Origin of the sequence: Nocardia ninae NBRC 108245, assembly GCF_007990755.1 — a bacterium.
In the GTDB taxonomy this organism is placed as follows: domain Bacteria; phylum Actinomycetota; class Actinomycetes; order Mycobacteriales; family Mycobacteriaceae; genus Nocardia; species Nocardia ninae.
Map to the genome: position 1 here is coordinate 45,629 of NZ_BJXA01000005.1, position 22,505 is coordinate 68,133.

Sequence of the window (22,505 nt, forward strand, 5' to 3'; positions counted from 1 at the left end):
TCAAACTACCGGGTCGGTCGTCCCGTGGATGACCAGCGGTGGCAATCCGGCCAGCCGACGGCTCGACAGCAGCTCGCCGACCTCTGCCCGGCTGAGCAGTCCTTCGGAAACCACGATGTCGGAGATCATTTCGCCGGTCGCCAAGGCCCGCTCGGCCACTTGCGCACACGCCTTGTAGCCCAGGCGCGGCGCCAGCGCGGTGACCACGCCGATCGAATTGTGCACGCCGTCGGCGAGATGCTGACGATTGGCGGTGATGCCCGCGATGCAGTCGGTGGTCAGGGTGTCGACGGCGGCGCTGAGATGGCTCAGCGACTTCAGCATGCTGTAAACGATGACCGGTTCGAACGCGTTGAGCTGGAGCTGCCCGGCCTCGGCCGCCATGGTCACGGTCAGGTCGTTGCCGATCACCTCGAACGCCACCTGATTGACCAGCTCGGGGATCACCGGGTTCACCTTGCCGGGCATGATCGACGAGCCGGCCTGCACCGCAGGCAGATTGATCTCGCGCAGGCCGGCCACCGGGCCGGACGAGACGAGCCGCAGATCATTGCAGATCTTGGACAGCTTCACCGCGACCCGCTTGAGAATGCCCGACACCTGGACGAAAGCGCCGCAGTCCTGCGTCGCCTCGATCGGGTCGGCCGCCTGGACGACCGGCTCGCCGGACAGCTCGGCCAGGTAGCGGCAGGCCAGCGCCGGATAGTCGGGGTGGCCGTTGATTCCGGTGCCGATGGCAGTGCCGCCGAGATGGCACTCCAGCAGCAGCAGGCAGCCCTCGGCGAGCCGAGACCGGTCTTCGCGCACCATGGTGGCGTAGGCGGCGAACTCCTGACCCAGGGTCATCGGCACCGCGTCCTGCAGCTGGGTGCGCCCCATCTTGATCACGTCGGCGAATTCGACTGCTTTGCGGTCGAACTCATCGGCCAGGCCGCCGAGGACCACGCTCAGGACGCGGAGATGAGTCACCAGACTCAGCTTGATCGCGGTCGGATAGACGTCGTTGGTGGACTGACCGAGATTGACGTGTGTCAGCGGATCGAGTTCGGCGTAATTTCCCCGCTCGAAGCCGAGTATTTCCAGCGCCCGGTTGGCAATCACCTCGTTGGCGTTCATATTCGACGAGGTGCCCGCGCCGCCCTGAATCAGGTCGATCGGGAACTGATCGAGCAATTCCCCGTTCCGCAATTCGGTGCAGGCGTCGATGATGGCGGCGGACCGGCGTTCGTCGAGCAGACCGAGATCGCGGTTGGCCTGGCACGCAGCCTGTTTCACCGTGGCCAGCCCGGCGATCAAGGCGGGATAGCTGCTCATGGCCGAGCCGGTGACGCGGAAGTTCGCCATTGCGCGTGCAGTGTGGATACCGTAATAGGCTGCGGCTGGTACGGCGAGCTCGCCGAGTGAGTCCTTTTCGATGCGTGTTTCGACAGCCATCAATACCTCCAGTTGTTCTTGCTGTTCATCGTTCGTTCACCACCACGTGCGGGCGCGCACGGCATTGGCCCGGTCCACCAGTGCGAACCGGGCCCACCGGTCCGGCGTCGCGAAGGCGAGTTCGCGTAAGGCCGCTTCTACTCCGTCGCGGAGGCCGCGCTCGGTGTAGGGATGGCCGAAGATGGTGTCGCAGTGCGAGTTCGGCTGGCCACCCGCGCACAGCCACGCGAGCGCGCTCTGCAGGACGGTGGCTCGGGGTTTCAGCACGCGCCGTTCGGCGGGCAGGGTTGCGAGGCCGACCGCCGCCTCGTCCAGCAGTTGCTGGGTGAGGTCGGCGAGCGGCAGGTCGGCCAGCAATTGCGCGAAGGCGCGGCAGGCTATGCCATTGTGCGGCAGTGCGATTCGCACCTGCCGGACGAGACCGATCGCCGCGACCGGGGCACCGTCGCGAAGCTCCTGCCTGGCCAAGCCGAACGCCGCGGCGACCACCGTGTGATCGGTCTGCCACACCGCGCGGTAGTGGTCGGTGGCGAGCCGGTGCCAATCCTGTCGTAGTTCCTCGTCGGTCGCTTCGTCGGCGGATAGCTCGGCCGTGGCCGCCAGCGCGAGCAGCGGCATGAGCTCACCCGGCACCATCGCGCTGACCTCGCCGAAACTCTGGTACGCCTGCGCGAGCCGGTCGGTGGTCAGCGCCGTGATCGCGTCGTACCAGTCGATCCGCCAACCGGAATCGTCGGAATCGAGCAGCGGGACCGGCAGCGCGGCGGCGAGCTCGTCCGCCGTGAACCGGTCGTCGCCGCGGAAATCGCTGCGTACGGAACCGAATACCGTCGAGATATGCGGATCGTCGCGAAACCCGTCGTGGGCGCGCACCATTCGCAGCACACCACGGAGCTGATCGGACAGTGCTGCCACCGAGGGGAAGCGCCGGGCGGGGTCCTCGGCGCTGGCCCGGTCGAGCAGCCGCGCGAAAGCCGGGTACCGGCGCAGGATCGGCGAGTCCGTCGGCAGCGGGTCGGTGGGTTTACCGGGCAGGGTGAGCGCCGCCAACGTCCGACCGACGGTGAAGATATCGGACGCTACCGTCGGCCCCGTGCTCGTCACCTCCGGCGCCTGGTACCCCGGCGTGCCGTACAGGCTCCCGCCGGAGCGCAACGCGGAGACCGCACCGAGATCGATGAGTTTCACCTCGTCCTGACCGGCCATGATGTTGGCCGGTTTGAGGTCGTTGTAGGCGAGTCCGAGCGTGTGGATGTAGCCGAGCGCGGGCAGGATCTCCAGCACGTAGGCGATCGCGTCGGCGACCGGAAGCGGGTCGGGCGCTTGCTGTTCCAGCAGCACATCGAGAGACATACCGCCGACGTACTCCATGACGATGTAGCCGCCCGCGGTGCCGTCGCTGCCTCGATGGGTGACGAAGTTGTAGATCTCGACGATGCTGGGATGCGCGAGCTCGGACAGGAACTGCCGTTCCACCAGCGCCGTCACGTGGGCATCGATGTCCTGCGGATTCTGTAAACCCTTGAGCACCACCCAGCGTCCGCCCACCCGCCGGTCCTTGGCCAGGAACACCCAGCCGATCCCGCCGTAGGCCAGGCAGCCCTTGACCTCGTATTGGTCGGCGACCACGTCGCCTTCGCGCAGGGCGGGCCGGAAGCTGAACGGAGCCCCGCACTGGGCGCAGGTGCCGCGCAACCGGCCGGGGCCGTGCTGATCGTGGCGGCCGACCGGGCGACCGCACTTCCAGCAGAATCGCTTGTGCTCGGCCACTTCCCGGATTTCCAGCACCGGCACTTCTATTTCAGTCGGCCGTACCTTCGTCCCGCCCCGCACGTCGTTCGTCATTGCTGGTCGGCGCGGTGATCCGGCGCTGGGTAAGCCGTCGGAATACCTTGTGGCCAAGCGGTTGTCATGATCCGGCCTTCCCGCCCAACAATCATGCCGATGTTCAACGTAACATACCGCCATGTGATGGCACACACAAGAGGTCGCGGACCGAACCGTGCTGACCTCCCGCTATCGATGATGCGACGATTCAATCAGCCACCGACCCTGCGAGCAGCACTGAGGACAACGCCGGAGACACTGTTCACCTGTGGTTTCCTGGAGACATGGCGAAGGAAGCAGAGTTGACCATCAGCGATCTGGCCGAGCGGTCGGGGATGACGGTGCGGACGCTGCGCGACTACAACGAGCGCGGCCTGCTGCCGCCGCCGAAGATGAAGGGCCGCACCGGCTTCTACGGTCCCGAGCATCTCGACCGGATCCGCATCGTGGAGCGGCTGGTCGAGCGCGGCATCACGCTGAACGGGGTACGCGGACTGCTCGAAGCCTGGGACCGCGGCCAGGATCTCGCCGACGTACTAGGCGTTGCCACCGCTGACACTCCCCTGCCGCCGCAGGACGCCACACCGGACGGACTCATCGCGGCCGCAGAACTCGCCGACCGATTCGCTGCTGCCCCTGACGGTTTGGCCCGATCGGTGACGGCCGGACTGTACGAACCGGTCGATCCGGGTACCTACCGGGTGACCGAGTCTGCCCTCTTGGAGGTCTTCGAGCAGCTGCTCGACGCCGGAGTGAGCACCGATCGCGCGCTCGACGAGGTGGAGCAGCTGCGCCTGGACTGTGACCACATAGCGCGGCAGTTCACCGATATCTTCGTGCGCACCGCGGTCCGGCAGTTCCAGCGCTCGAATCGCGCGGAAGCGGATGCGGAAGCCTTTGCGGCACAGCTCGACTCGGTCCGCGCACGGCCCGCCGCGATCACCGCGACCGTAGTGGGCAGATTTGTCGAACGCTATGTCGGACGAGTGGTCGATCGCGAGTTCCCCGGCATGTTCTCGCCCGGAACATGATCCGTTCACCTTCCGCCGAAACTCTGGTCTGTGCCACGGAATTGTGGTACCTACATTGGAACCACTTAGCGGCGTTGGCATTTCGCCGAACCTGGGGCGCAGTGAAGGTGAGGCGAGTAACTTGGCGGAAACAATAATTGTCGACCCCGCACATGTGCGCGCAGGCGGCACGGAATTGATCGCGGCGAAAGCCGCATTCGAGACCACCATGAATACCCTGTCCGAAGCCATCGGCTCGCACGGGCCGGAAACATGGGGCAAGGATTCCTACGGCAAGGAGTTCGCCGACGGCGAGAAAGGTTACCGCAGTTCCCGGAACAACCTGCTGAGCGGCGGGCGGGAAATGGTGCAGACGGTCGAGGAATTCGGCAACGGATTGATCCGGGCCGCGAACAGCTCCGAGTCCGCCGATGTCGGCAATTCCACCGCGTTCTGAGCGACCCCGATGTCGCTGCATTGGCCGGAGGAACTGCGTTTCCTGACCTACGTGGTCGGCCAGGCGTGGCCGGACGGCGACGAGGACCGCATGTTCGCCATGGCCCAGGCCTGGTTGACGGCCGCCGAAGACCTGGAGCAGCAGGTACTTCCGGTGCTCCGCACGGCGGAGGGGCGCACCCTGAACGGGTACGAATCCGGTGCGGGCCGGGAGCAGATCAGGTCGGCGTTGCACCAGTTGCAGGCCGGTGATCATTCGGTCGAACGGCTCGTCGCGGACTTCCGGCAGGTCGGCGGCTCCACCCGCAACGCGGCGACGACGCTGGAAGCCACCAAACTGATGACCATCTTCGCGACCACGATGCTGGCCGCGCAGATCGCGGGGGCGTGGCTCTGGCCGCCCACCGCGCCCGCCGTCGAGGCCGCGGCGATCGGCGCCACCCGTGCCTCGCTGTATCGGGTGAGCAATCGGGCGCTCGCCGCGCTCGGCAACCTGCCGCACGTGGGCGAATACCTGGTGAAGACGCTCAGGTATCTGCCTCGGCTCACCGACGAACCGGGGCGCATCGCCGGGCTGGTCGCGAAGTACCCGACGGCGCTGACCGCCAAGGCGACCCCCGGACTGTTCAAGGCCTTCGTCGACGCCGGCTTTCGTGCGAGCACCGCGCGCACCCTGGCTGGACTTCCCGCCGACGCAGTGCAATTCCTCATCTCGAAAGCGACGAACAACCTCATCTGGGCCGGCGGACTCGACGCCACCATTCAGGGCATCCAGATGTCGAAGGGGCATCGCGACGAGTTCAACGCCACCCAGTTCGGCATGTCGGTCGCCGCCTCCACCGGCGGCTGGTACGCGGGTGCGCTCGTCGCGACCAACGTGAGCAAGTACGGTGCCCGGTTCTTGACCAGCCGGGGCAAGGACCCGACAGCCGGGGTCTGGGGCGCGGGGCTGGGCACGTTGTCCGGCACGGTACCGACGGTCGTCGCCACCCTGGTGGGTGGTGGAATCGCCATGGGGTTCACCGGATCGTTCGACCCAACGATGGGGCTCATCGGGGCGCTGGCGAGCAATTCGCTGATCGGTACGCCGCGTGGGTATATCGGCATGCGCGGGCAGGAGCCGGCGGCGACCCGGACCGATGATGTTGTGGCACAGTCGAGTCCAACGCCTTCGAGCCTGCGGGCGAGCGGCGACAGTCCGGCGACCAGTCGGCCGCTCGCGTCCTCGGACGAGCTGATCTCGCAGGTCCGGGCACGGGATGATCAGGGGTATCAGGCGGCACGGGCGCAGGACCGGGCGGCGTCGCGGGAGGCCACGCCGGAGAGCGGACCGGTCAATCGGCGGGCGCATCGTGACGCACATGTCAGCGAACAACGCAGCCAGATAAAGGAACTCGCCGATGCCCGGCGGGCGGTGCTCGATGCGGAACTGCAGAACGTGCGGGCGCGGGATCGCGCGGCGGCGACACCGGACGATCCGGCTGCGCTCGATTCCGTTGTGCAGACCCGGCTACGGATGGATGAAGCCGTCGGTGCCGATGCTGCGGTCCGGGCGCGCATCCAGAATCGGTTGGAGTCCGATCACCAGCAGGGTGGCGTGGTGGAAACCGAGTTGCCGTTACCGACGCGACCGAGCACGGATATCGAGCAACCGCTGCCGTCACGTTCGAGCTCCGATGGTGAAGGCGCGGTCACTTCCTCAGCCGGACACCGTGATTCGGCCGATGATGGCAGGGCGATCGCCTCGGTGCGGAGCCAGGCGGACAGTGAAACCGTCGACTCCGCCAGAAACTCCGAGGGCAACCTCAGCAGGGGCGCGGACGGTAGCGTCTCCGCGAGAAACTCCGACGGGAGCGTCTCCGCCAAAAATGCCGACAGCAGTGCCTCCGCCAGGAACCCCGACGAGAGCATTCCCGCCAGGGACTCGGACCTCAGCGACTCCGCCAAGGACTCCGACGGCAGCAACGCCGACCGCAACGCTTCCGCCAGGGACTCGGACGGCGGCGACTCGACGGATGGCCGGGCATCGAACTCGGGTGCGCGGACGCAAGGTGAGGAATCCGAGATCAGGGCGGCGACGCCCACCGGGTCCGGGCACGACCGCAGGTCTTCGAACACCGACTCGGCCGATAATGTGGCCGCGCGCAACGACATCGAGCACAGTCCAGGCTCGGCAACACGTGCCGAGGATCCGACGGTGGCGACACTGCGGAGCAAGATGGCCGCGGCCGACGCGCACATCACGACCCTGCGCGAGACCGACAGTCGAGTCGACAAAGCGTACAAGAGCGCGGTAGGCAAGGGACTCAATGACCTGGTCGAACAGCGCGGCAACCATCGCAGCGCCTTGGCCGACCTCAAAACCGCCAGGGAAGCCACCAACACCGACCTGCGTCAAGCGCGCATAGACCATGACAGCGCGTCTGTCGAGCAACAACCCGCCCTGCGGCAGCGAATCAACGATTTGGAAAGCACGCTGAAAACGCAGGATCGCGCGATCGAGGACCAGTCCGCACACCTGGCCGTCGTCGACCAGCAGGTCACCAGAACCAGCGCCGACCTCGACGCTGCCCTCAGCGCCCGCGAGCACGCCATGGCCGACGCGCGCAGGTCCATGACCGAACTCGAGGACGCCGGGCGTGCGGCAGCCGCCGCGAACGCCGCACGCCCCGACCGGACCGGGACGGCGCACGCTTTCGCCGACAACGAGCAGCTACAGCGCGACATCGATCAGCGCCGCACCGAACTCGACTCGGCGAACGCCGATTACGAAGAGCTCGCGCTGGCATCCGGAGCGGCCGAGCGCAAGCTGGAGCGACAACTCGCCGACTTCGATACGAGCATCCGCACCGAACGAACAATGCTCGACGGCGGCTACATGAGCGGCAAGCCGAAGTCCAGGAAACTCCCGCTCGACCACGGCATGCCCGACCCGTTCACCGCGCTGCCACCACCCGCCTACGACTTCTGGCGGTATGGCGGAACCAGGTGAACGACAGCCAACGCCGAACCCGAAAAGCCCGGCGCACCAGCGGAACCCGAACCCTGCGATCCAGGAGACTCCGATGCCGACCGAAAGCCACGACCAAGCCCCCGCCATGGCGACAGACGAGCCGGGCAGCCCCGACGTGGCCTTCACACTGATCACCGAGTTCGACGACGGCACAAGCCTTCCCGCAACGGCCACCGCACCCGATCCCTCCTCGGCCACCGCACCCGCCCGACCCCCGACCCTCGCGCCTGCTCCCCCCTCGACCACGACCGCCGCACCCGCCTCACCCCCCACCCATGCGCCCGCGTCGTCTACGACCGCCGCTTCAACCGCGACCGCAGCGCCCACTTCCCCCACGACCGCCACGATCTCGTCACCGCCTACCGCCACGCCCACCTCATTCCCGACCGCCGCGACCGAACCTGCCGCTGCGCCGGCACCGGCCGAGGACCACGCGGCCGAAATGCGTCGGTCTGCTGATCAGCTCGCCGCCGCCATCACCGACCTTTTGTTGCCGGTGGCCCCGCCGCGGTGGGAACAGTTGCGGCTGGGATTCTCGGTGAGCGTGGCTGCGGTGTCGGGCGATGCCGTGTTCCTGGTTGACGACGCACCTGTCGCCGTCGAAATACCCGCGGACGCACGGGAACTGGTTCAGGCACTGCGGGCAGTGACGGTGCTGCCGGGTGAGCGGGCGTGGTGGCAGGTGACCTTGGTGCGCGATCGAACAGGCTCTACCAGTTACGAATTCGGGTACGGCGATGTGGCGTTTCCGGTCGACCGGCTGCTCCCGACCGCGGCCTATCGAGCCGATCTGGAGCACTTTCCGCGCGAGCGCCTGCCGGTGTGGCTGGCCGGACGGCTGCGGGTCGAGGCCCGTGCACAGCAGCTGCCGCAAATGCTGACCCAGGCGAGGCTCGATCGCGCGCCCGCGACGTCCGTCCGGTTCCTCTCGGCGCAGACGGTGTGGGCGCGGTGGGCGACGGTGGCGGCAGCGGCGGTGGCGATCGGCACCGAGTGGGGGCCTCGAATCTTCGGGGCGACCGCAGTTTTTGAGGGAACAGACGGCAGCGGCTCAACTCTGCATCTGCTCCCCCGCGGCCGGGCGGTGCTGTCCGGCGGTCTGTGGAACGCCCCGGAACTGGACGCGGCCTACAACGACGGCGCGCCGATACCGGAGTACTACGCGGGTGTCCCTGATTGGCTCGACGGCTCGGTCCTGAACCACCGCGCGTTTACCGCCCAGCTGTCGTTCTGCTACTGGTGGGACGGCGCGGACTGGTCGAGCGGACAGTCTCCGGAGCCCACTACCATCGGCCCGGCGATCCCCGGCGTGTGGACACCGGCGACGGTGGTCGACATCGTGTGCGCCGTACTCGGCACCTCGGCTTCTCGGCCCGCAGTCGAAGATCTGCTCACCGCCGCCGAATCAGGTTCGGTGACAAGCGACTTGGCCGAAGCAGCCTTCGCCACCGAGGACTACACCGACGTGCCGGCCGCCTGGTCCCAGCTCGCGCTGGCCGGACTCACCCGCTGAGCCCGGACGCAGCCACTGAGCTCAGCGCAAATGCTCACGCAGCGAGGCGATCGCACCGAGCATCCCCGCCAGGTTCGGCGCTTCACCTTGGTCGATCGAGATCGGCGCGACCACTTCCGTTGCGCGCTGGGCGACTTCGCGCACCGCGTCCTGCGAGGCCTCGGTGACAGCGGCCGCGATCTCGTCGTAAGTCAGATCTTTGACGCCGGCACCGAACTTGATGTCGATGGCGATCCCGTCGGCGTTCACCGTCACGCGGACCCGGCGGCGTTGCGCCCAACCGGTGGCGACGAGTTGCGCGCATTCTTCCTGTACCTGCGTCACCTGCGCCATCTTGGCCTGGAATTCGGTGACGGCACTGGCGAATTCGTCATCCATCGGAGTGGTTCCTTTCGCAGGCGGTCCGAGTGTTGCTCAACGGTCCAGGATTCGGTTGCTCTTGCCGCGCGACCCGCCTGCGTCGCGCTCGGCGGGCGGTGTCAGCGGCGCTCGCGTCGGTTCGGGCAGCTGGGCGCGTAGCGCGACCAGTTCCTCGGGCAGCTCCATCATCGACGGCAGTCCCATCCGCATCCCCGACAGCGAACCCAGCAGTTCCTTTTTCTTCCGTTCGACCTCCGCGGCCGCCTTCTGCGCCGCCTGCACGGTGGCGCGGGCGATCTGCCCGTAGCTGAGTTCGTCGATGCCTTCGGCATACACCGTCTCCATGATGGAGCCGGAGGCGTTGACCACCACGGTGATCCGGCCGTGTTCCACCGTCGCCGACGCGGTCAATGCGGCACTGGCGGAGCGTATGTCGGTCATCTTGCCGAGCGCACCGACGACGGAATCGATGAAATCGATCGCATCGCTGGCTGTGTGCTGGTTCTCCGGTCGAATCATGCCTGCATCGCCTCCGCCATCACGTCCACCAATCCCTCTGACTCCACCCGTAACCCGGCGTAGCGCTCCAGGTACGCCGTCACTTCCGCGGGCTCCTGTTGCTCTTCGGCATCGGGCAGCAACACCAGGAACCGGGTGGGGTTCGGTTCCGCGTCACCGACCAGCGCGACCAGTTGCCCCCCGCGTATTCGCAGCACCAGCAACGGGTTCTCGCCGTCGGGCACGTCGGCGAAGGGGGCTTTCACCGCCCACTCCAGGTCGCTGATGGCTATATCGACCCAGCCGATAGGCACGCTGGCTCCCATCGACGGCCAGGTCTGCGGATCCACCGACACCAGCGCGGGTTTCGGCCACGGCCTGCGCCGATCGAGCTCGGCGACCAAGCGCTGCACGAAGTCCAGGATCTGATCCTCGGTGAAACCACCGGCAAGCTCGACCGCCAACTCGGGTACCGCTCCTGCCGTAACCACCTGTGCGAGTGCCGGATAGAACTCCTCCACCTTCGCGAGATAGCTGATCCGGTCGATCACGTCCGTCGCCGCGTCGGCGATGATCTCCGCGCCGGACAGATCTTGCACGTGTGCCATGGACGCGCAGAGCTGGACCACCAGGTGTGGCTCATCCGATTCTGGGTCGAACTCTATTGCCGCGCTGTCGGTCTCGGCGACCGCAAAGCCGTCCAACGAGAACGGACGGTCCACCACGGCCAGCGCGGCACTGTCGGGGTAGGCGTCGCCGGTGTCGTGCCGATAGCGCAGATACAGGTCGACCTCGGCGCTGCTGAGGCCGGGCCGATCGGCGTCGCCCGGCACACCGTCGACGTACCCGACCTCCCAGTCGAGCATCGCCGCGATCTGGTCCGCCGAGAGCAGTCCGTCCGGCATCGGCTCGTCGGCGGGGGCGAATCCGGGGTCGGCCGTGACGGCACCGACCAGGGTCACCCGCAGCTCCTCCGGCGCTGTCACGCAGTGACCGTTGGCGTCCACCAGGTCCGGCCCGACGACCACACAGGCGCCGCCGACCGCCACCACCAGCGCACCATCGGCATATCTGCCCACAATTCGTGGCATCGCACTTCCTTCCTTTTTCGTGCCTGCTGTCACCCGGCGGCGACGATGTCCCGCGCGATCAGGGCCGATTGCCGGTCGAGCATCGGCCCGCCCGGCAGCTGGCTGACGATCTGCCACGGCGCCAATTTCGGCTTGGTGAGTCCGAGCACGGCAGCCGTCGCCATGTCGGGGATGCCGAACCGCACGCCGGTGTCGGTGACATAGAACAAGGCGTCACGACGGGTGCTGTCCGGCTCGATCCCGGTCACCTGGATGAATTCACCGGTGGACGCGGGCAGGTACGCGGCGTTGGCGCCGGTACTCGCCACGAGCGTCATCGGCGCGGCCCCGCCGGCCAGCGGCACGCTGCTGCCGAGCAATACCTGCAACCGCGCGGCCTGATCGCCGTCCGCACGCGTCCAGGAGACGCAGGCCACCGGATCGGCGTCGGCGGAGATGATGGTCAGGTCATCGCCGGGAAACTGGTCGACCGGCAAGCTGTCGACCACCGGAATACCCCTGATCGCATCCGGCGAGAGTTTCGGTATCGCCGTGAGCCCCATAGAATTCGCGGTCCGCAACACTCGCGCGGTGAACTCCGAGATCTGCTGAACACCGTCGGCGAGCACCACATACGGCGCCGAACCGGTGACGCCGTGCACCCTGATCACCGATCCGATGACGAACTCGCCACCGCGCACCGCACTCGGCTCACCCGCCCGCGGGATCACCGGCACCGCGAGATCGGGGACCGCCACACTCGCGTTGAGCAGGCCGGTCCCGATCGGCCGTGGCCGCAGGGCACGCAGCTGCGGCAGTGCCGAAACGATCGCGTCGTTGTTCTTGTCCACCCGTGCGTGCTTGCCGTCGTAGATCAAATAGGTCGCGCCGTCGTGCGTGGCCAGCACCGCCTCACCCGGTGCGGCACGGCGCATTTGGGCACCGAGCCGTGGTGCGCCGGCCAGCACGGTGCTGCGCAGTCCGGTGGTCGCGTCTTCGCACAACGTCCATTCCGAGCGGCCGCGGTCGGCTGGGCCGGGCAGCGCCGACGGTGCGCCGGGAATGCCGAGCAGCGGCCCGCGCGGCAGCGACGACAATTTCGCGTCCTTGACCGAGGTCGGTGATTCACCGCTGCCCGTGATCAGCCGTGCCGACGCGAGATTGAGTGCCGGATGCAACGTTCCGTCGACCACCGCGTACAGCGCGCCGGTGCCGGAACCCAGCACAATCTTCGCCTCGCCGACCTGCCCTTGCGGGCGCAGAAACGACAATATCGCGCAGCCCGCGGTGACCAATACCGCCAGCACAATTCCGGTGATCAGCGACCGGAATTGGATGCGCATCGGATCGTGCAGCATACGCACATCTCGGCGCACCATCGCGTGCCCGTAACGCTGGAGCAGAAAGCGATATCCATTCACCTGCGCGCGGGTAGTCAACTGGGCAGGCACCACAACTCCTTACGCAATTTCGGCTGACCTGTGAGACGCTAACGCACAATGGAGGGTTTGTGCTGAATGGAGACAGGCCGAGTGAATAACGAACAAATTCCGGGAACCAACCCGGCGGAGTCGAATGCAATTCCGGTACCGGCGCTGTGCCGCCGCACCCTGTTCGACAGAGTGCCGTTGCCCATCGTGTTGCCGTGCGCCGCCGCGGGCACCGCGGCCGCTACCTCGGCAATCGCGTGGAACGCCCCGCCATGGGCGGTGGCGGGCGCCGGTATCGCGGTTTCCGCGCTCGGTGCGGCCCGCGTGCGGAAAACAAACATTTGGCGAATTCTGGGCATGCGCACCGCACTGTGGTTGCGCAATCGCAGCAAGAATGCCGCCCCTTCGCGTACCGAACCGTTCGATGTTCCGATACCCGAATCCGGCAGCAGCCGGTGCGGAATGCGCTGGGACGGCCGCTATCTGATCACCATGCTCATGCTCGACAGCGCCGCGGTGACGCCCACCCTGCTCGACACGACCGATGTGCACTCCCCCTCGACCATCTCCCTGGCCGACGTGGCAGGTTGCGTGTCCCAGTTCGATATTCGGCTCGCGGCCGTGGACGTGATCGCCCACGGCGTACGCACCGATGGCCCGCACAATGTGGCCGGACTGTACAAGAAGTTGCTCGGCCCGCTGCCCGCCGCGGCATCGCGCACGGTGTGGCTGGTTCTGCGGTTCGATCCACTGGACAACGCGGGTGCGATCGAGAACCGGGGCGGCGATCAGGAGGGCATGATCCGGACGGCGCTGGTCGCCACCCGCCGCGTCGCGAGCCGCCTCACCACTCGCGGGGTGCGCGTTTCGGTGCTGACGGCCGCCGAGCTGGCCGCGGCGGAGGCGGCCGCATTGCACGACACCGAGGTGGCGCAGTGGTCCGAGGACTGGCGCACGCTGCGCAACAACAGCATGGAGTTGACCGGCTACACGATCCCACCGGCTCGGCTCGACTCCGGTGTGCTGTCGGCGGTGTGGACGCTGCCCGGCAAATCCGTCCTCACCAGGCTGCGCCTGACACCGCAATCGGAATCGAACACACCGGGCAACCGGGGTACCGCGGTGGCTTTGACCGCGCTGGTTCGGCGCGACACGACGGGCACCGCCGACGCTGAACCCGACACCGCCGCAGAGGATCTCGGCCTGCTCGCGTTGCCCGGCAACCAGCGCAGGGTGTTGCTCGACGGCGGCCACCTCGACTCGTCCGCCGCGCTGAGCGGACCGCCCGCGGCGATGGCCCGTTTCACCGTGCCGGTCAGCGGTTGCGGTCAGGTGATCGGCGCCACGGAAGCCGGTGCGGGCGTGGCCGTTCCGCTGTTCGGCCCCGCGGTCCGGCGGGTGGAGATCGTCGGGTCGCTGCGGCTGACCCAGCTGATGGTGTTGCGCTCGGTGGCCGTCGGTGCCCAGGTGCTGGTGCACAGCGTCCGGCCCGATGCCTGGGCACACCTGATCGATGAAGTCGGCGCCCCTGCGGCGCTCGCCATGTCGTCGGCGGGCGGCTCGCACCAGGCAGCCACGATGATCGTCTACGACGGCGTCACCGCCGCCGGACAGGTCTCGGACGCGACCGCGGTCTACGTGCGCGAACCAGTGGAAGCACAGGTCATCCCGGATGCCGACGTGGTGCTGATCGAATCCCCGGACACCCCTGGCCGGGTGGTGCTGCGCACCGCGGGCGAAGACCTGACGGTCCAGCTGGTGTCCATTTCGGAGGAGTTCGAGTACCTCGGTGCCACCGCGACCGAAACGCGCGCGCTGGTTCCGACGGCATGAGAAAAGGCCCGTCGCCACGGCGACGGGCCCTTCTCGGTGTCAGCTGTTTACCAGACGAAGTCGTCGGCGACGTTCTGGTCGGTGGCCTGCGCCTTCTCCAGCGCGGCCCGCACATTGCCGATGCCCTTGCCGAGAATGACCAGCAGGTCGTCCATATCGGTCATCAGGGTGTTGTGCTTCTGCTGGAAGGACGCGGAAGCCCCCGCATCGCCACTCTGCCACGCCTGGCTGAGCAGCCTTTTCGCCGAATCGTCGGCGTTGGTCCGTTCCGTGGTGATATTGGTCTTGTACCCTTCCAGATCGGTGATCAGCGCGTTGATTTTCGCGGGGTCGTAAAGCATGGTGGTGAAATCCCGTTCTCTGGTGTGTATTCGGTGCGATTCAGAGGTAGTTGGTGTTCAGCGTGGTGAAGCCGGACATGCTCTCGTCTTCCGCCGACGCGACCTTCTTCTCACCGGTGTTCAGTGCGTCGGACACCAGACCCAGGTCGACGTTCACGGCCTTGATCTTCGTCTGAAGTTCGGTGGCGAATTTGTTGAAGGCGGTGTAGGCCTCACCTTCCCAACCGCTCTTCGCGCTTTCCACCGCGACACCCAGATTGTCGACGGTCTTGTCGATCGGGGGAATGATCGCGGCATATTCGTTCGCGTACTTCTGGAAAGTAGCGAAATCAAGGTGAAGTGCACCGGCCATGAGACGTCCTCTCGAGTGAATGGATCTGTGAAACTGCCGGAGCGATCACTCCGGACGATCGGGAAATCGGCGGTTACGGCATCCAGCGGCCCTGCGGCAGCGCCTCGATCTGCGCGGCGACCGCATGGGCCAGTCGGCGATCGCTGCCTGCGGCCAGGGTGGTCCAGGCCCGCCCGTCGCCGGCGATACTGCCGCCGGCGATGATGCGGCCCACCGCCGTGTCGTACACCGCGGCGGTGGCGGGCGAGCGCACGGCGACGCCGTCGGCGTGGGCGTAGCAGACCAGCTCGGCGAGCGAAGTCCATTGCCGCAGTGCGAGTCCCAGCGTGACCGCTTCCGCCTCCGGCATACCGAGCTGGTACACGGCGTTGGTCGCGCTGCTGCCCGCCTCGTCGAGTCGCTGCTGCAACTCGTCGGTGGGGGCGCGGAAGGTCGGGATATCGGCGGGCTGCGCCGGCCCGAGCGCGTCGAGCAACGGCCGGGCCAGCAGCTCCGGATCCTCGTCACCCCACACGGGCCGGATGTCGAGTTCGTCGCCGACGCGGACCGCGACGGCATGGTCGAGTCCACGCCGGACCAGACAGACCCGGTGCAGCACCCCACCGCGTCGGATCCGCAGCACCAGTTCGCGTTCCGGGCGGGCGAGAGCGAACAGCGCGGTGGCCAGCTCGTCGTCGCGGACGTCCCCGTCCGCGTCGAGCAGGCCGCGATCACGCAGATCCAGTACCGCGGCAGAGCGCGCCACCGACGCGGACGCGTGATCGGCATGGCCTGAACGCAGTGCGAGCACCGCGGGGAAAGTCTGCACGCCGAGCGCATCCGCGACGACGAGCGCGCCGTCAGTGGTCAGGGTCGCCATCGGCCCTCCCCTCTCGGGATCGATCGGCGGCCTTTGCGCTGCACCATGTTCGAGCGGCGTGCGGCGTCGGGCAGTTCGGTGACGGGGGCAAGCCCTCGGCGGGTCGCATCATGACTGCACCTCCTGTGGCACAGTCTCTGCGCGCCGGACTTGTCCCATGGCGCCGCCACCCGACACCACTGCCGGACCACCGCCCGGTGCCGCTGTGGCACCCAATACCGCTGGCGCGGTAGTAAATCCGGCGTCCACCACGATCTGCTCGCTGATGTCGCTCGCATCCGCGACCCCGGCACGGGCCGCGGCCTGTTGCGCGGGCGAGGCGGACTGTGTCGTGGTGGGCGGCGCGATCGGCGGTGGCACCGCTGTCGTGCCGAGGGGCATCGAGCCCGACGAGGGCACCGGCGCGAGGGCCGGGCCCGGCTGCGGTAGCGGGGTGAGCATCAGCGACTCGCTGCCGACCGGCACGGTCGGCGGCGGCGGTGCCAGGTCGAGGGCGGACAGATCAATCGTCACCGCTGGCGCGTGCACGACCTCGGCGGGCACCGGCGTCGCGGCGGGCGGCTCCGGGGCCGCGGGCGTATTGCCTTGGCCCCGAGCCTTTTCGGCGAGCAGGTTGGCGCCCGCCGACACCGCCGGTGCCAGCTCCTGCGTCCACGGGACCGCCAGCTTCTCCCCGGCCGCCTCGTAGGTGCGCATCACCTGGGCTGCCTGCTCGCGCAGCGCGTCGACCTGGCGTTCGGCCAGGTCGAACAGCCCGGCCAGCGGTGCGCCGAGCAGGCTGCCGTGCAGCATGTCCTCGGCCGAGCGCACCGCCGCGTTCAGCTCGCCCACCGGCGGCATGGCGAGTTTGGCCAGCTCGTACGAGGCGGCCTGCTGGGTGGCGGTCGCGGCATTGTCGGTCGCCGCCGCGGTGATGGCGTCGAACCACGTGGACAGCCCGGCCAGCTGGGCCAGGCCGTCCTCGCTGGAGTCGGATCCCCAGGCGCCGCCCACCACCGAGAGGATGGCGCGAAATTCCGTACCGGCCTCGCCGAGTCCTGCGGCGAACTCGGCGTAGGCCAACCCGGCGTCGCCCATCTGGGCCGCACCGGGACCGGTGGTCAGCTCGTGCGCCAACTGCTCGGCGGGCACGGCTGCCCAGTTCGTGCCGGTGAACCCGGCCAGCGGTGGCTCGACCATCGCGTTACATCAGCGGCTTGAACGAATCGACCACGTCGCCGTCGGCCACGGCGGCGAGGTCGGCGTGCGAGCGCAGGTTGGCGGCGATCTTGCGCAGTTCGCCGACCCCGCTGAGGTACGACTCCTGGAACGACCCGCCGACCGCGCCGATGGTCTGCGCGGTCTGCCGCGACACCGGGTCGAGGCCTGCGGCGGCCGGGCTGAGCGCGTCGCCACGCCGATGCAGCGTGCCCTCCAGACCGTCGGCCAGGGTGTCGAGGCGACCCGCCGCCAGCCGGGCGAGTTCACCGTCGAATGCGATCTGACTCATCGAAATCTCCTCTGCTACAAGCTGTACGGGTTATCTGTCTTACTCGGTGGCGCCGCGCCGATGACCGGCGCCGCGGTCTCGGGGGGCGCGCCACCGACGAGCTCGTCGACGTACCTGGCGTCCACCAGCGCGTCGGCATCCCCGTCCACCGGCCGCGACCGATCACCCACGCTCGCAAGCCCACCCATGCCGGGCACGAGAGGTGGCAGCACCTCCCCCGCGAACCGGACGGTCGAGGTGGTGGCGCCCGGCGCCGGCCCCGACGACGTGGCGACGACGGTCTCCGCCTGCCAACCACCCAGCGGTGCCGCCGCGCTGGTCACCGAAGGGGTGGACATCAGCGGTCCGATCGGTGCGCTCAACGCGGCACCGGTCGGCGGTCGATTCGGCACCGGCGCTGTGGTCTCCGTGGCCGGTTTCGGCGGCAGCTGTGCGGTGACCTGCTGGCCCGCCTGGCGCGCCGCCGAGATCAGCGGCTGCACGAGTTGCACCAGCTGCTGGACGACCTGGTCGCCCGAGGTGGTCGAACTGGCCGCCGTGGACTTCGCCGACATCCCGCCCGATGTCTGCACCGAGCCGGGGGCAGGGGTCGCCTTCCCCAGGTTCACGCCCTTCATCAGCGACTGCGACGATTTACCCAGGCTGCCCAGCTTCGGGGTGGTCGGCTTGCGCACCGCCACCGGCTTACCCGCTTGCGCCATCTGCGCGGACTGCCCGGCCAGCTGTCCCTTGGTGTGCGCGGTGATCGCGATCGCCTCGAGGCCGGCTTCGATCGCCGATGCCAGCAAGGCAGTCTGCCCGGCCGGAGTCGCCAGGGTCAGACTGAGCGCGGCGGTGGTCGCCGCGAATCGCGCTGCCACCGCGGCCATTTGCAGGTATCCGATGGCCACCGTCCCGGCGGCGCCCGCGGTGATGCCTTTCATGTGCGTTGCCTGCCCGGCGATCTCGGTCGACGTCGCGACCGTCTGCACCGCGGCGGAGGTGGCGGCCCGGCTGCCCGCGCTCTGCATCTGCTGCAGCAGCTGAATGCCGGTCGTCGCCAATTGCGTTGCGGTGCTGATTGATTGAGTGATCTGCTGGAGCACGGTCTTCGGGTCGAGCGGGCCGTTGGCGCCCAGATTGCCGTCGCCGAAGCCGCTGAACAGATCGGTGACCGGCTTGATCAAGTTCAGCGGATCGATCGTCGGCAGCGGCGGCAGGCCGGGCAGCGGCGGCAACGCGGGCAGTTGGGGCAGCGACGGCAGCCCGATGTGCGCCAGCACCTGTTCGGTCGGCCGGTCGAGGAAGGGCGCTACCGGGGTGTTGCGGAGCGCGTCGAGCACGGTCGGTGACAGCGGCGCCGCGAGGTGCGCGGCCGTCATGCCTGTGCGCCCGCGGGCGGGACGAAGGCCTCCGCGTTGGTTTGATCGGCCAGCTCGTAGGACTGCGCGGCGGCGCGCGCGGTGAGCGCGGTCCCGGCGAAGTTGGTCACCAGCTCGCCCACCGCGGTGAGGTGATTCGCCTGCGCGTAGGCGAAACTCACCAGGAATTCTTGCCCGATCAATCCGAACACTGGGGCGGCGGCGGCCACGACCGCGGCCTGATCGACGGCACCGGCGACGGCGACCGCCGCGGCCATCCCCTCGGAAATGTCGCCATATTGACGGAATGTCTGCGGCTGCACATTGACAACATTCATCGCGGTACCCTCCTGGGCTGATCTGCGAACTCGATACCTGGCGGTTCACCCGGAAATCTAACGAGCACACGGTCTTTCGCAAGATCAGCGCGGGTCGCGGATCCTACTGTTCACCTTGCTGTTGTTTGTTCACCTTGCTGTTGAAGTCCTCGACCAGCCCGCCGCGGACCGCCAAGGCGCGCTGCGCCGCGACGGACGCCGCGGTTACCACCGCGCTGTCGAATTCGGTTGGTGACAAACGGGATATGCCCTCGGTCAGGCGAAGGTCGAGGAGCCGGCCCGCGCCGTCCACGACGGCCGTGACCGTCGCATCGTCGCTGGTGTGGTCGACCTTGATCGCGGCGATATCCTCCGCGAGCCTGCGCATCCGATGTATCTGCGCGGTCGCATCCGCTTCGAGTGCGGCGAAATCGGTCACCATGTGCTCCCATCCTGATCGAGCCAGCTGCGCGGCTCGTATTCGTGTTCGGCCTCGTCCGCTAGTTCGGACTGTTCGACAGCCTGCTGGGTGGGCAGGCCGAGCAGACGCAACGCGTCGTCGCCGAGGCCGAGGCCGGTCAGGTATTCCCGGCGGCTCACGCCCGCCCGGTCGGTGGCGAGCCGGCACAGCCGCAGCACGTCGTCGGCGAGATCGTCCGGATCGCGGCGGAGTTGGTCCGGGGTGACGCGCACCATGGTCGGGAGCCCGGAATCCGTTGCGGTAACAACGATGTCGCCACCGCGCAGGGAGGCTTCCCCGGTCGCGAAGGTTTCGAAGTCCGGCACTTCGGGTGCTTCCGGTGCCGGTTCGGGCTCGGTGCCTTCGTACACCGGGTCGTCGTGCACAGCCGACTGGATCGCGCCGGTGTACCAATCGGTGTCGGCGGCTCGGGTTTGCTCAGGCACGGCGCTCGTCCTCCAAGGTCTGCAACACGGTGGTGATGTGGGCGGTGATCATGGTCGCCAGCAGGGGGCGGTCGACGGGCGTCGCGACCGGCCCGGCCGTGTCGGTGACGGCGTAGCGGCCGTCGTCGACCAGGTCGTGCCATTCGATGCGGTAGCGGGTTATCCCGCGTGGCCCGAAAATGGAACTGCCCAAGCGGGTTTCGATAACGCCGAGGAACTCGGCCTGCTTTCCCAGCCATTCGGCGCTCCGCCGGTCGGCATCGGCGTAGCTTTCCTGCACCTTCGACCGGCCGTAATAGTGGTCGGTGGCACCGTCGTCGGGCGCGGTCACCAGTGGCGTATCGGGCACGCGGCCCGCGGCACGCTCGGGCAGTGCCCCGGCAATGGCACCGGCGAGCCGATCCGCGGCGCCGACGGTGATCACGTAACCGCCACTGTGCCAGATACTTTCGCCCGGCAGCTGACTGATCAGTGTGGCTACTGCCCCCTGCCTTGCACCGAGTACTCGAACCAAGCCGTCGGGGCGGTCCTGGTGTCGTGGATCGAATCCCTTGGCCGACACCAGGACATCGGCCCGCGCGACCCGGATGAGCGCGTCGTGCAGGGCGCCGTCATCGAGATCGGCCGTGCGCGCCCTGGCCTCGGCGCGCAATCGCGCCCAGTCCTCGGTGCTCTCGCCGCGGTACAGCGCGAACAGTGGGGCGGGCAGCCTGTCCTGAAACAAGCTGTCCCACAGGTCGATCAGCTCGACATCGGTGAGCCGCCAGGTGCGGCTCACCGGTCGAGCACCGGACGGATGCCGCGTCCGGGCTCGCCGAGTGCCTCGTCGAGATGATCGGTGGAGTTCAGGTATTCCGAACGCTTCTTCTCACGTTCATCGTTCGGGTTCGACCGGCCGGGGACGCCACCGTACGGCGCGCCCGGCTGGAGTCCGCTGCCCGGCCCGGCCCGGCCGACCACCTTCGCCTCCGTGGGCACCACGGCGCGGGGAAACAGCGGACTCGGCGCCGCACCGAGGGCAACCGGGGCGCGACCACCCAAGCCTCTGCCGCCGATTCCACTGCCGCCCTTGCCGACCGGAGCTCCGGTGTGCGTGCCGACCGGCGGCACCGTGCTCGCGAAGATCCCCGGGTTCTTCGAGGGGTCGGTGGACAGATCGCCGAGCGGTTTGTTCAGCGGCGACAGCGATTTGTTGCCGATGCCCTCGAGCGGATTCGGTGGCTTGCCCGGATTGGTGGTCGGTGGTTTCGATCCGGGGTCGGGATTGCCGATGGTGGGCGGCTTGGATCCACCCGTCCCGGTGCCACCGCCGCCGCTGCCCTCACCGCCTTCGCCACCGCTACCTTCACCACCACCGCTGCCTTCGCCGCCTTCGCCGTCGACCGGCGGCTTGTCACCGGAATCACCGCCCACGCCTTCGGGTTTCGTCTCGCCGTCCGGGGTTGTCGGTTCGGTCATCGGCACCCCGGGCGTCTCGTCGCCGACGAACAGCCCCGGGGTCGTCACCGGATCGGGCGACGGCAAGGTCACGACGCGGCTCAGCGTCTGCGGGTAGCTGTCGGAGTAGTGGAGCTGAAAGTTCTCCTGGTACCGGATCAGGTTGACCTCATTCGCCATATTTTGCGAGATGGAGGTGGCCGGCGGCGGCGAGGGTGTCGGCGGCATCGCGGTCTGCTTGGTCTGCTGGAGCCAGCCCGAGGTGTAGACCAAGGTGTCGCCCAGGAGGTTCATGTCACCGGTGAGCTGCTTGGAAGCCTCGGTGTAGCCGGTGGTCGCCGTGATCGCCGACTGCGAGCCGACCCCCTGCCACCGGTCCGAGGTGGACGAGATCGTGGTGCGCAGGGTGGTGAAGCCGGTTTCGAGGGTCGTGGACAGCCAATGCCACACCTCTCCGGCATTGGCCACTGCCTGCGGGGTCATCGAATTGCAGATGATGTAGAGCATTTCCCAGCCCAGCTGGCCGCCCATTTCAGGGCCGAACCCGAACGAGTCGTATTTCGTCACCGGGTCGGGTTTGCGTGGACTGCTGGGGATGGTGCCGGTCGGTGGGGCCCCGCTCGGCGGCGTGCCCTTCGGGTTGAAGGAGATGTCTTCGAAGCTCGCCGCCGACTCACCCTCGGTACGCGCGTAGCGCTTGCCCGCGGTGACGAACGTATTGCCCATGTCGACCAATATCTGACGGTGCCGGTCGATGCGCTGGCGCAACTCGGTGCCGAACTTCAGGCTGAACACCGTCCACATCAGCTGGCCCGACACCGAGGCAGCGATATGCGGGCTCGCCGCAGCGGTGTTCTGGTTGATCCAGTTCTGCACGCCCACCACAACTTCGAGCATGTCCTCGACGTGCTGGGCACACTGTTCGGCCGTGCCGGGTTCGAGTTTCAGGTTCCCGTTCTTCGCCGAGGTGAGCAGGCCAGCCCAGAGCGTGCCTTCGGACGGATTCGGTTCAGGTGCCAT

The 22,505-nt window shown here is 67.9% G+C and carries 22 protein-coding genes; 5 read left to right on the forward strand and 17 right to left on the reverse strand.

What is annotated here, in order from left to right; all coding sequences use genetic code 11:
- Window positions 1–1,434: an aspartate ammonia-lyase gene (locus NN4_RS06150; protein WP_147128977.1), complete on the reverse strand. Its 1,434-nt coding sequence runs from the start codon at window positions 1,432–1,434 to the stop codon at window positions 1–3.
- Between the two features lie 36 nt (window positions 1,435–1,470).
- Window positions 1,471–3,222 carry a serine/threonine-protein kinase gene (locus NN4_RS06155; protein WP_186818288.1) on the reverse strand — a complete coding sequence of 584 codons (1,752 nt, stop codon included), beginning with the start codon at window positions 3,220–3,222 and terminating at the stop codon, window positions 1,471–1,473.
- 323 nt (window positions 3,223–3,545) lie between these two features.
- On the opposite strand from NN4_RS06155, the gene NN4_RS06160 reads away from it, so the two are divergent.
- The 4 genes from NN4_RS06160 to NN4_RS44795 all read left to right on the forward strand — a co-directional run bounded on the left by NN4_RS06160 (window position 3,546) and on the right by NN4_RS44795 (window position 9,253).
- Window positions 3,546–4,292, forward strand: coding sequence for a MerR family transcriptional regulator (locus NN4_RS06160; protein ID WP_147128979.1), 747 nt, complete (start codon window positions 3,546–3,548; stop codon window positions 4,290–4,292).
- 121 nt (window positions 4,293–4,413) lie between these two features.
- Complete coding sequence (locus NN4_RS06165) at window positions 4,414–4,728, forward strand: hypothetical protein (protein WP_135235270.1); 315 nt, start codon at window positions 4,414–4,416, stop codon at window positions 4,726–4,728.
- Between the two features lie 9 nt (window positions 4,729–4,737).
- Entirely contained in the window at window positions 4,738–7,719 is a 2,982-nt protein-coding gene (locus tag NN4_RS06170) for a WXG100-like domain-containing protein (protein ID WP_147128980.1), read from the forward strand.
- A gap of 73 nt (window positions 7,720–7,792) precedes the next feature.
- On the forward strand, window positions 7,793–9,253 hold the full coding sequence (locus NN4_RS44795) for a hypothetical protein (protein WP_186818289.1): 1,461 nt from the start codon (window positions 7,793–7,795) through the stop codon (window positions 9,251–9,253).
- Window positions 9,254–9,274: 21 nt separating this feature from the next.
- Here NN4_RS44795 and NN4_RS06180 read toward each other — a convergent pair whose 3' ends face one another.
- Genes NN4_RS06180 through eccB form a run of 4 tightly spaced genes read right to left on the reverse strand, consistent with a single transcriptional unit; the run spans window position 9,275 to window position 12,632 of the window.
- Window positions 9,275–9,631, reverse strand: a complete 357-nt coding sequence (locus NN4_RS06180; RefSeq protein ID WP_147128981.1) for a YbaB/EbfC family nucleoid-associated protein — start codon at window positions 9,629–9,631, stop codon at window positions 9,275–9,277.
- A 36-nt stretch (window positions 9,632–9,667) separates the two neighbouring features.
- Window positions 9,668–10,132, reverse strand: a complete 465-nt coding sequence (locus NN4_RS06185; RefSeq protein WP_147128982.1) for a hypothetical protein — start codon at window positions 10,130–10,132, stop codon at window positions 9,668–9,670.
- Window positions 10,129–11,202, reverse strand: a complete 1,074-nt coding sequence (locus tag NN4_RS06190) for a hypothetical protein (protein WP_147128983.1) — start codon at window positions 11,200–11,202, stop codon at window positions 10,129–10,131. Before NN4_RS06190 ends, NN4_RS06185 begins: the two co-directional genes overlap by 4 nt.
- Before the next feature lie 29 nt (window positions 11,203–11,231).
- On the reverse strand, window positions 11,232–12,632 hold the full coding sequence (eccB, locus tag NN4_RS06195) for a type VII secretion protein EccB (RefSeq protein ID WP_147128984.1): 1,401 nt from the start codon (window positions 12,630–12,632) through the stop codon (window positions 11,232–11,234).
- Between the two features lie 81 nt (window positions 12,633–12,713).
- Between eccB and eccE the strand changes: the two genes are divergently transcribed.
- Window positions 12,714–14,444: a type VII secretion protein EccE gene (gene eccE, locus NN4_RS06200; protein ID WP_186818290.1), complete on the forward strand. Its 1,731-nt coding sequence runs from the start codon at window positions 12,714–12,716 to the stop codon at window positions 14,442–14,444.
- A gap of 47 nt (window positions 14,445–14,491) precedes the next feature.
- Here eccE and NN4_RS06205 read toward each other — a convergent pair whose 3' ends face one another.
- From NN4_RS06205 to NN4_RS06255, 11 genes are all read right to left on the reverse strand, one after another.
- Window positions 14,492–14,785 (reverse strand): hypothetical protein, encoded by a 294-nt coding sequence (locus NN4_RS06205; RefSeq protein WP_147128986.1) that lies wholly within the window; start codon window positions 14,783–14,785, stop codon window positions 14,492–14,494.
- A gap of 40 nt (window positions 14,786–14,825) precedes the next feature.
- Window positions 14,826–15,137 (reverse strand): WXG100 family type VII secretion target, encoded by a 312-nt coding sequence (locus NN4_RS06210; RefSeq protein ID WP_135235261.1) that lies wholly within the window; start codon window positions 15,135–15,137, stop codon window positions 14,826–14,828.
- A gap of 73 nt (window positions 15,138–15,210) precedes the next feature.
- Complete coding sequence (locus NN4_RS06215; protein WP_147128987.1) at window positions 15,211–15,996, reverse strand: ESX secretion-associated protein EspG; 786 nt, start codon at window positions 15,994–15,996, stop codon at window positions 15,211–15,213.
- A gap of 108 nt (window positions 15,997–16,104) precedes the next feature.
- Window positions 16,105–17,175: a PPE domain-containing protein gene (locus NN4_RS06220; RefSeq protein ID WP_147128988.1), complete on the reverse strand. Its 1,071-nt coding sequence runs from the start codon at window positions 17,173–17,175 to the stop codon at window positions 16,105–16,107.
- A 4-nt stretch (window positions 17,176–17,179) separates the two neighbouring features.
- Window positions 17,180–17,485, reverse strand: coding sequence for a PE domain-containing protein (locus tag NN4_RS06225; protein ID WP_107654631.1), 306 nt, complete (start codon window positions 17,483–17,485; stop codon window positions 17,180–17,182).
- A gap of 14 nt (window positions 17,486–17,499) precedes the next feature.
- On the reverse strand, window positions 17,500–18,846 hold the full coding sequence (locus NN4_RS06230) for a hypothetical protein (RefSeq protein WP_147128989.1): 1,347 nt from the start codon (window positions 18,844–18,846) through the stop codon (window positions 17,500–17,502).
- Complete coding sequence (locus NN4_RS06235; protein ID WP_107654629.1) at window positions 18,843–19,163, reverse strand: type VII secretion target; 321 nt, start codon at window positions 19,161–19,163, stop codon at window positions 18,843–18,845. Before NN4_RS06235 ends, NN4_RS06230 begins: the two co-directional genes overlap by 4 nt.
- 103 nt (window positions 19,164–19,266) lie before the next feature.
- Entirely contained in the window at window positions 19,267–19,584 is a 318-nt protein-coding gene (locus NN4_RS06240) for a YbaB/EbfC family nucleoid-associated protein (protein ID WP_147128990.1), read from the reverse strand.
- Complete coding sequence (locus NN4_RS06245) at window positions 19,578–20,048, reverse strand: hypothetical protein (protein ID WP_246180729.1); 471 nt, start codon at window positions 20,046–20,048, stop codon at window positions 19,578–19,580. Before NN4_RS06245 ends, NN4_RS06240 begins: the two co-directional genes overlap by 7 nt.
- Window positions 20,041–20,826, reverse strand: coding sequence for an ESX secretion-associated protein EspG (locus NN4_RS06250; protein WP_147128991.1), 786 nt, complete (start codon window positions 20,824–20,826; stop codon window positions 20,041–20,043). The genes NN4_RS06245 and NN4_RS06250 overlap by 8 nt, the downstream gene beginning before the upstream one ends.
- Complete coding sequence (locus NN4_RS06255) at window positions 20,823–22,505, reverse strand: hypothetical protein (protein ID WP_147128992.1); 1,683 nt, start codon at window positions 22,503–22,505, stop codon at window positions 20,823–20,825. Before NN4_RS06255 ends, NN4_RS06250 begins: the two co-directional genes overlap by 4 nt.

Coding starts and splice junctions, on each gene's coding strand:
- NN4_RS06180 (WP_147128981.1), bottom strand. CDS start 9,631: ATGGATGACGAATTCGCCAGTGCCGTCACCGAATTCCAGGCCAAGATG.
- NN4_RS06255 (WP_147128992.1), bottom strand. CDS start 22,505: ATGGCACCTGAACCGAATCCGTCCGAAGGCACGCTCTGGGCTGGCCTG.
- NN4_RS06235 (WP_107654629.1), bottom strand. CDS start 19,163: ATGAATGTTGTCAATGTGCAGCCGCAGACATTCCGTCAATATGGCGAC.
- NN4_RS06220 (WP_147128988.1), bottom strand. CDS start 17,175: ATGGTCGAGCCACCGCTGGCCGGGTTCACCGGCACGAACTGGGCAGCC.
- NN4_RS06170 (WP_147128980.1), top strand. CDS start 4,738: ATGTCGCTGCATTGGCCGGAGGAACTGCGTTTCCTGACCTACGTGGTC.
- NN4_RS44795 (WP_186818289.1), top strand. CDS start 7,793: ATGCCGACCGAAAGCCACGACCAAGCCCCCGCCATGGCGACAGACGAG.
- NN4_RS06240 (WP_147128990.1), bottom strand. CDS start 19,584: ATGGTGACCGATTTCGCCGCACTCGAAGCGGATGCGACCGCGCAGATA.
- NN4_RS06205 (WP_147128986.1), bottom strand. CDS start 14,785: ATGCTTTACGACCCCGCGAAAATCAACGCGCTGATCACCGATCTGGAA.
- NN4_RS06185 (WP_147128982.1), bottom strand. CDS start 10,132: ATGATTCGACCGGAGAACCAGCACACAGCCAGCGATGCGATCGATTTC.
- NN4_RS06225 (WP_107654631.1), bottom strand. CDS start 17,485: ATGAGTCAGATCGCATTCGACGGTGAACTCGCCCGGCTGGCGGCGGGT.
- NN4_RS06190 (WP_147128983.1), bottom strand. CDS start 11,202: ATGCCACGAATTGTGGGCAGATATGCCGATGGTGCGCTGGTGGTGGCG.
- NN4_RS06150 (WP_147128977.1), bottom strand. CDS start 1,434: ATGGCTGTCGAAACACGCATCGAAAAGGACTCACTCGGCGAGCTCGCC.
- NN4_RS06160 (WP_147128979.1), top strand. CDS start 3,546: ATGGCGAAGGAAGCAGAGTTGACCATCAGCGATCTGGCCGAGCGGTCG.
- NN4_RS06210 (WP_135235261.1), bottom strand. CDS start 15,137: ATGGCCGGTGCACTTCACCTTGATTTCGCTACTTTCCAGAAGTACGCG.
- NN4_RS06215 (WP_147128987.1), bottom strand. CDS start 15,996: ATGGCGACCCTGACCACTGACGGCGCGCTCGTCGTCGCGGATGCGCTC.
- NN4_RS06230 (WP_147128989.1), bottom strand. CDS start 18,846: ATGACGGCCGCGCACCTCGCGGCGCCGCTGTCACCGACCGTGCTCGAC.